The following is a 7,543-nucleotide window of genomic DNA, read 5'->3' as shown; positions in this document are numbered from 1 at the left end:
CTCGTCAGGCTCATAACCTGAAGGTCGTAGGTTCAAATCCTACTCCCGCAACCAAATCAAAAACCCCGCCAGGTTCGCCTGTGCGGGGTTTTTTGTTGGGGCGGGGCGCTGCGGTTTCAAAAAAACGGCAGGATGCGGCATCTGTCGGCGGTTGCCGCCGCGGCGTCACGACTGCGGCGGTCGTGCATCCCGGATGAAATTGGTCAGCAGTTTCTTCAGCTGCTCGATACGCGTCTCGCTCACATTGGCGAGCAGGGCTTCGCCGCTGGCTTCAATGTCCGGTTTCAGGCGACGATAGACCGCCAGACCGTGATCCGAAATGAAGACGAGGACTTTGCGGCGATCGTCCGGATCCGGCGCGCGGAACAGCAGGGCGCGGGCTACCAGGCGATCAGTCAGTTTCGACAGCGCGGGGAGGTTGAAAACCGCGTCGCTCGCCAGGTCGCTCATGACCCGGCCTTCGCCATCACTCAGGATATCCAGAACGCGCCATTCTTCCGCCGACAGGTTCTCGTCACGCAGGATGGCAATCAGCTGCGTGTCGATCAGGCGCTCTGCCTGCTTTAGAAGCAATGAAAGGTCAGTATTCATGCGATTCCGCTCTGAGTTGCCTATAGCATCGCTGTCCGATGGCCGACAAGACGGTTTATGCGAATCAAACGTGACAATCTGCAAAAGCCGGCGCTTTAATACCCGCCATGACGCAGGCGGTGCCAACAAGGCTGGCAGGGGACAAGCGGCAGGATCGGGGTGCAAACCGCACCTCGGAGGCCGCCCGCCGTGCCGCCCGATCAATATATACTGTCGGACTTTTCGTACCGCTCAGCAGTGCGGCGGCGGTCTGGGGGCCGAGCTGCCAGGCCTGCGCAGAGCTCGCGGTCGATGAGATCAACCGTGCCGGCGGCCTGCGCGGACGGGAGATCAACCTGATCACCGTCGATGCCGGCGCCCAGCCGGAACAGGTCGCCGACGTCGCCGAGCAACTGCTCGACTGCGACGCGCTGGACGCCGTTGTCGGCATGCATATCAGCAATGTGCGTGCGGCGCTGGCACCGCGGATAGGCGGCCGGATTCCCTATGTCTATACGCCGCTTTACGAGGGCGGCGAACATCGGCCCGGCGTATATGCCATCGGGGAAACGCCGGAAGACCAACTGAGGCCGGCGCTGACCTGGATGGCGATGCAGCGCGGTGCGCGCCGCTGGGCGCTGATCGGCAACGATTACGTCTGGCCGCGGGCCAGCCACGCCCTTGCGCGACGGTTCATCTCGGACTTTGACGGCGAGGTGGCCTGGGAGGTCTATTTGCCGCTGGGCACCGAGGATTTCGAGCCTTGCCTGGAGCGGCTCGCCGAGATGGGGGCCGATGCCGTGCTCGTCTCGCTGGTCGGACAGGATGCGATTGCTTTCAATCGTGCTTTCGGCGAGCGGGAGATGCATCGGCGCCTGCTGCGGCTGTCCATGGCGATGGATGAGAATACCTTGCTGGGCATCGGCGCGCAGAACACGATCAATCTGTTTGCCGCTTCCGGGTATTTCACGTCGCTCGAGACCGAAGCGAATCATGCTTTCATCGAGCGCTACCGGGGTCGTTTCGGCATGCGCGCGCCGGTCCCGGGGGCGCACGGGCAGTCGATCTATGAAGGCTTCGCCTTCCTGAATGCCGCACAGAATGCGGAACGGGGCCGGCCGGTGCGAATCCCCGGCGTGCGCGGCTCGGTCTATCTGGATAACGGCCGCAAGGGGATTCCGATCTATCTTGCGGAAGCGGATGGCGTCAATTTCCGCGTGCTGCCGAAGAGCCTTGGCCTGCCGCCCTGTGCGGGACGGGCGAATTAAAGCAGCAGATCGCCGGCGCGACATTTTTTTGTTGCACAAGAAATAGTTTCCCAGTTAAGTAATTGCCGGATGTGCGTATTCAGCACAGCGCAGCCATATCCGATGTCTGCAGCAGAGCGGCATGTGCTGTTCGGTTCGGCCGGCAGTTTAGGGTGCGACGGGGGAAATTATGGGCGTGGCCTGGATCGTTTATCTGGTCATCGCGGCAGTCGTGATTGCCGCTGTGATTCTGTTCCTCAACCGCTTTTACCGCAAGGCGACACGTGACACGGCGCTGATCCGTACCGGTGCAGGCGGCCAGCGGGTGGTGATGGATGGCGGTTGCCTCGCGCTGCCCTTCCTGCACCAGGTTTCCGAAATCAATATGAAGACGACCCGGATCGAGGTCGCGCGCGCCGGCAACAAGGCCCTGATCACCGGCGATCGTCTGCGTGTCGATATCGAGGTGGAGCTCACCGTGCGCGTGACGCCGAGCCCGCAGGGCGTTGCCACGGCCGCGCAGGCGCTGGGCAGCAAGGCATTCCGGCCGCAGGACCTCGCCGACCTGATCGAAGGCCGGCTGATCGATGCCATGCAGAGCGTCGCCGCCCGCGAAACCATGGATCATCTGCATGAAAATCGCGGCGCGTATGTGCGCGAGGTCAAGGCCCTGGTGGCCGAAAGTCTGGCGCAGAACGGCCTGAGTCTGGAATCGGTGGCCCTGCGGCGGTTCGACCAGACGCCGTTTTCCTCGGTCGACGATGGCAATGCCTTCAATGCGGTCGGTCTGCGCCGGCTGGCCGAGGTGATCGCCACGAACAAGAAGCAGCGTGCGGCGATCGAGGCCGATGCCGATGTCGCGGTGCGCCAGAGCCAGCTCGATGCGATCAAGCGCGTGCTGATCATCGAACGCGAGCAGGAAGAGGCGAAGATCGGCCAGACCCAGGAAATCGAGCGCCTGCGTGCGGAAAGCGAGGCCAAGGTTGCCGAATACAGCGCGGAAAGCCGTCGTCGCGCCGAACAGGCGCGGATCGAACAGGAGCGCGAAACCAAGCTGCTGGAGATCGAGCGGGACGAGCAGCTGAAGCGGCGTGACCTGAATTCCAGCCTGGGCACCGAAATGGCGCGGCGCGACAACGCCATCACACTGGCCAAGAAACGCAGCGACGAAGTGACGGCCGAGGCCGCCGCCGAACAGGCGCGGGTGAAAATGGTGCTGGCGCAGGAAAGCCTGCAGACGGAGAAGGACAAGGCGGTGGCGGAGCGGATGCGCATGCTGGCGGTGCTGCGGGCGGAAGAGGCGGCCGATGTGGATGGCACGCGTACCCGCAGCGAGACGGATACCATCCGCGAACAGGCACGCGCCGAAGCCGATGCCACGGCGGCCAGGGCCGATGCCCAGCGCATTGCGATGATCGCCGAATCGCAGGGTAAGGCGGCATTGATCGCGGCCGAGAACGGCCTGTCCGAGGCCATTATCCGCATGCGCCTGGAAAAGAAGCGCATGGATACCCTGCCGGTCCTGGTCGGCCAGATGATGAAGCCGGTCGAGAAGATCGATTCCATCCGCATCAGCCATATCGGCGGCCTCGGCTTCGGCGGTCCAGGTGGCAGCATGGGCGGTGGTGGCAGCGCTGCCGGCCCTGGCGGCGGCGACAGGCCGCTGGTCAACCAGGCGGTGGATGGCATTCTTGCCATGGCACTGCAGCTGCCGGCTGTGCAGAAGCTCGGGCAGGAGATCGGCATCGATATCGGCAACGGCCTGAGCGGTATCGCGAAAAGCGCCGAAGCACCGCCGCCGAAAGCCTGATTCCGCTTCAACCCGCGTTTCAACCAACACTGAACCAATACGGAGATTTCCCATGCAGTTAGATCGCCGCACATTCCTGCAAACCGCTGCGGCCGCCTCGGCCCTGTCTGTCAGTGGCATCGCCGGCCGGGCCTTTGCCGCCGATGGCGACATTAAGCTGGCCAGCATCCATGACCTGTCGGGCCTGTTCGACATCTACGGCAAGTCAATGGATCAGGCCGTGATGCTGGCCATCGACGAGATCAATGCCGCCGGCGGCCTGCTTGGCAAGAAGGTCGAGCAGGTGACCTACGACACCCAGTCGCAGATCCCGATGTATACCCAGTTCGGCCAGCAGGCGGCGCTGAAGGACAAGGTCTCGGTGGTACACGGCGGCATCCTGTCAGCCTCGCGCGAGGCGATCCGCCCGACCCTCGGCCGTTTCAAGACGCTGTATTTCTACAACACGCAATATGAGGGCGGCGTCTGCGATCGCAATATCTTCTGCACCGGCGTGACCCCGGCGCAGTCGGTCGAAGCGCTGATGCCCTATGCCATCGGCAAGTTCGGCAAGAAAATCTATACCGTGGCGGCCGATTACAATTACGGCCAGATCATCTCGAAATGGGTCGCCTATTACGCCAAGCAGAATGGCGGCGAGGTGATCCAGACCGACTTCTTCCCGCTCGATGTCGCCGATTTCGGCGCCACCATCGCCAAGATCCAGAGCGCCAAGCCCGATTTCGTGATGTCGGCCCTGGTCGGTGGCGCGCATATGTCCTTCTACCGGCAATGGGCCGCCTCGGGCATGAAGGCCAAGATTCCGATGGCCTCCACCACCCTGGGCGCCGGCAACGAGCAGGTGGTGCTGACCGCCGCCGAGGGCGATGGCATCCTGCTCGCCTATAACTACTCCAAGGAACTCGACACCCCGGCCAACAAGGCTTTCCTGGCCAAGTGGGAAAAGAAATTCGGCGACACCAAGCCGATCCACGAACTGGCGGTGGCGACCTACCAGGGCGTGCTGCTCTGGGCTGCCGGCGTCAAGAAGGCCGGCAGCATCGACCGCATGAAGGTGGTCGATGCGCTGGAAACCGGCATCTCGATCGACGGTCCGGCCGGCAAGGTGACGGTCGACCCCAAAACGCATCACTGCACGCTCGATGTGCATGTGATCGAGGTGAAGAACCAGAAGATGAATGTGGTGAAAAGCCTGTCGCAGGTCGCCCCGAAGGATACGCAGTCGGTCTGCGACCTGAAGGCCAATCCGAACGACATCACCCAGTACGAAATCAAGATCTGAGTTCAGCCGAATGGACTTCGTGGCCGTCATTATTCTCGAAGTCCTCTATGCCATCGCGAGCCTGGCGCTGATCAGTGCCGGGCTCGCCGTGGTGTTCGGCATGATGCGCGTCATCAACCTGGCGCATGGCGAATTCCTCATGCTGGGCGGCTATGCCGCCATCGTCTCGGTGCGGGCCGGATTGAATATTTATGTTGCCATGCTGGTGGTTGCACCGCTGGTGGTCGGAATCATCGGCCTGATCATCGAACGCTGCGTGATCCAGTTCCTGTATGGCCGCATGCTCGACACGATGCTGGCGACCTGGGGCCTCAGCCTGTTGCTGACCGGGGTCGTCACAATGATTTTCGGCAATACGACGACGGGCATATCGACGCCAATCGGCGGCTTTGCCATCGGCAGCTATCAGGCCAGCGGCTACAATATCTTCATCATGCTGGCCGGCATCGCGGTGATCGCCGTCATCTTTACCGTGCTGAAAACCACCCGGCTCGGCCTGATCGCGCGTGGCGCCATGCAAAGCGCCGATATGGCATCCGGTCTCGGTCATAACCCGAAGCGGATTTACATGGTGACTTTCACGCTGGGTGCGGCGCTGTCCGGTCTGGCCGGCGGCATCCTGGCGCCGCTGACCGGCCTGACGCCGACCAGCGGCGGGCTTTATGTTTCGAAGGCCTTCATCACGGTGATTTCCGGCGGCGCCGCGGTGGTCACCGGCACGGTATCCAGTTCCGCCCTGTTCGGCACCCTGACCCAGCTCACCATGCTGCTGTCCACGCCGGTCTGGGGTGACGTCGCCATGCTGTTCGCCGCCATCGTGCTGCTGCGCCTGCTGCCACGCGGGATTACCGGCCGCTTCTTCCGGCGGCAGGTCTGAGCGATGCCAGATTCCGCACGCAACCGGCACATCCTTGTGGCGGCCATCGGCTTGCTGATCCTGTTCGGCCTGCCGGTTGTCGTCGACCTGGTCACCCTGCTCGAAATCAGCATCTACGTCGTTTACGCCATCCTGGGCCTCAGCCTGGGTTTCATCTGGGGTTATGGCGGCATCCTTTGCTTCGGCCAGGCCGCCTTCTTCGGTCTGGGGGCCTATACCTATGCGGTGACCGCCATCAATGTCGGCGAAAGCACCGGGCCTTTCCTGCTGGCCATTCTGCTGCCGCTGGTCTTTGCCGCCCTGCTGGGCGCGATGATGTTCTATGGCCGGATCAGCGATGTCTACATGGGCGTGATCACGCTGGTGGTGACGCTGATCCTGTTCAAATTCATCAATTCCACCGCCAACGAAACCTGGATCGTCGGCAAGGCGCGGCTTGGCGGTTTCAACGGCATTCCGGCCTTTCCCACGCTGAACGTGCCAGGCGATCCCGGTGCGCTGCTCGATCCGGAGCAGTTCTTCTATGTCGCCATGGTCTTTCTGCTGCTGGTCTATTTCGGGCTGCACTGGCTGATGACCACGCGTTTCGGCCGTGTCGTGGTCGCGATCCGCGAGAACGAGGTTCGCGCCGAACTGCTGGGCTACGATATCCGGCTCTACAAAACCGCGGTGTTTGCCATTGGCGGCGGGATCGGCGGCCTGGCCGGCGCGCTGTTCGCCAACTGGGGCAATTTCGTCAGTCCCGGTCTGTTCAGCCTGGCGCAGTCGGCCACGATCATCATCTGGGTTATCGTCGGCGGTCTGGGCACCATGATCGGCCCGGTGGTGGGCGCCGTGCTGATCCAGTATATCACCACGCTGCTCGGCCAGCAGGGCGTCATCAACAACGCTTTCGTGCTGGGCGGCATTCTGGTGCTGTTCGTGCTGCTGCTGCCCAAGGGACTAATGCCGACCCTGGGTCAGTTGCTGACCCGGCTGCGCCGCGCGCCGCGACGACCGGCACGCCGGTCTGCCGAACAGGCGGAAGGAGGGCGCGATGGCCACTAAGGGCGCCGTTGTGCTTGAAACCCGCAGCCTGACCATGCGGTTCGGCGGCGTCGTCGCCGTCGACAATGTCGATTTCGAATTGCGCGAAGGCGAGCTCCGCTGCCTGATCGGACCGAACGGTGCGGGCAAGTCGACCTTCTTCAAATGCCTGACCGGGCAGCTGCTGCCGACTGCCGGCGACGTGCTGATCCAGGATCGCTCCATGCTGGGTGAACCGCCCTGCCGGATCGCCGCGGCGGGGATCGGCGTGAAAACCCAGACACCCAGCCTGTTCAATGGCCTGACCGCCCGCGAGCATATCGCGCTGGCGGTGGAGCGGCATCACGGCCGCGATACGGCTGCGGCCAGGATCGACGAAGTGATCGACCGCTTCAATCTCGGCGATCTGGGCAGGCGACTGGTTGGCGAGCTGGCGCATGGGCAGCGCCAGCGGGTCGAGATCGCCATGGTGGTGGCGGCCGATCCCTGGCTGGTGCTGCTGGACGAACCGGCCGCCGGCATGACGCATGAGGAGGTCGACCGCATGGTCGCCCTGATCCACGAGATCAACCGCAATGCCACCATGATCATCGTCGAACACGACATGCAGTTCATCCGCATGATCGGCGACCAGGTCACCGTTTTCCATCAAGGCGCCATCCTGATCGAAGATCATGTCGAGGTGGTGCTGAGCGATGCGCGGGTGCGCGAAGTGTATCTCGGAGCCTGAG

7 protein-coding genes are annotated in these 7,543 nt (G+C 62.9%); 6 read left to right on the top strand and 1 reads right to left on the bottom strand.

Features of this window, described 5'->3' with window-relative positions:
• Window positions 1-165: 165 nt before the first annotated feature.
• Window positions 166-591 (bottom strand): MarR family transcriptional regulator, encoded by a 426-nt coding sequence (locus OJJ21_RS15400; protein ID WP_297687472.1) that lies wholly within the window; start codon window positions 589-591, stop codon window positions 166-168.
• Window positions 592-698: 107 nt separating this feature from the next.
• On the opposite strand from OJJ21_RS15400, the gene OJJ21_RS15395 reads away from it, so the two are divergent.
• The 6 genes from OJJ21_RS15395 (at window position 699) to OJJ21_RS15370 (ending at window position 7,542) form a co-directional block, all read left to right on the top strand.
• Entirely contained in the window at window positions 699-1,838 is a 1,140-nt protein-coding gene (locus tag OJJ21_RS15395; protein ID WP_297687471.1) for a substrate-binding domain-containing protein, read from the top strand.
• 175 nt (window positions 1,839-2,013) lie between these two features.
• On the top strand, window positions 2,014-3,627 hold the full coding sequence (locus OJJ21_RS15390) for a flotillin domain-containing protein (RefSeq protein ID WP_297687470.1): 1,614 nt from the start codon (window positions 2,014-2,016) through the stop codon (window positions 3,625-3,627).
• Between the two features lie 52 nt (window positions 3,628-3,679).
• Window positions 3,680-4,909 (top strand): transporter substrate-binding protein, encoded by a 1,230-nt coding sequence (locus tag OJJ21_RS15385; protein WP_297687469.1) that lies wholly within the window; start codon window positions 3,680-3,682, stop codon window positions 4,907-4,909.
• Window positions 4,910-4,919: 10 nt separating this feature from the next.
• On the top strand, window positions 4,920-5,786 hold the full coding sequence (locus OJJ21_RS15380) for a branched-chain amino acid ABC transporter permease (RefSeq protein ID WP_297687468.1): 867 nt from the start codon (window positions 4,920-4,922) through the stop codon (window positions 5,784-5,786).
• Between the two features lie 3 nt (window positions 5,787-5,789).
• Complete coding sequence (locus tag OJJ21_RS15375) at window positions 5,790-6,833, top strand: branched-chain amino acid ABC transporter permease (protein WP_297687467.1); 1,044 nt, start codon at window positions 5,790-5,792, stop codon at window positions 6,831-6,833.
• On the top strand, window positions 6,823-7,542 hold the full coding sequence (locus OJJ21_RS15370) for an ABC transporter ATP-binding protein (RefSeq protein ID WP_297687466.1): 720 nt from the start codon (window positions 6,823-6,825) through the stop codon (window positions 7,540-7,542). Before OJJ21_RS15375 ends, OJJ21_RS15370 begins: the two co-directional genes overlap by 11 nt.
• The last annotated feature ends 1 nt before the right edge of the window (window position 7,543 follow it).

Origin of the sequence: Ferrovibrio sp. (genome assembly GCF_025869515.1) — a bacterium.
Lineage (GTDB): Bacteria > Pseudomonadota > Alphaproteobacteria > Ferrovibrionales > Ferrovibrionaceae > Ferrovibrio.
The sequence above is the reverse complement of the archived record's forward strand: the minus strand, read 5'-3'. Positions and strand labels throughout refer to the sequence as shown.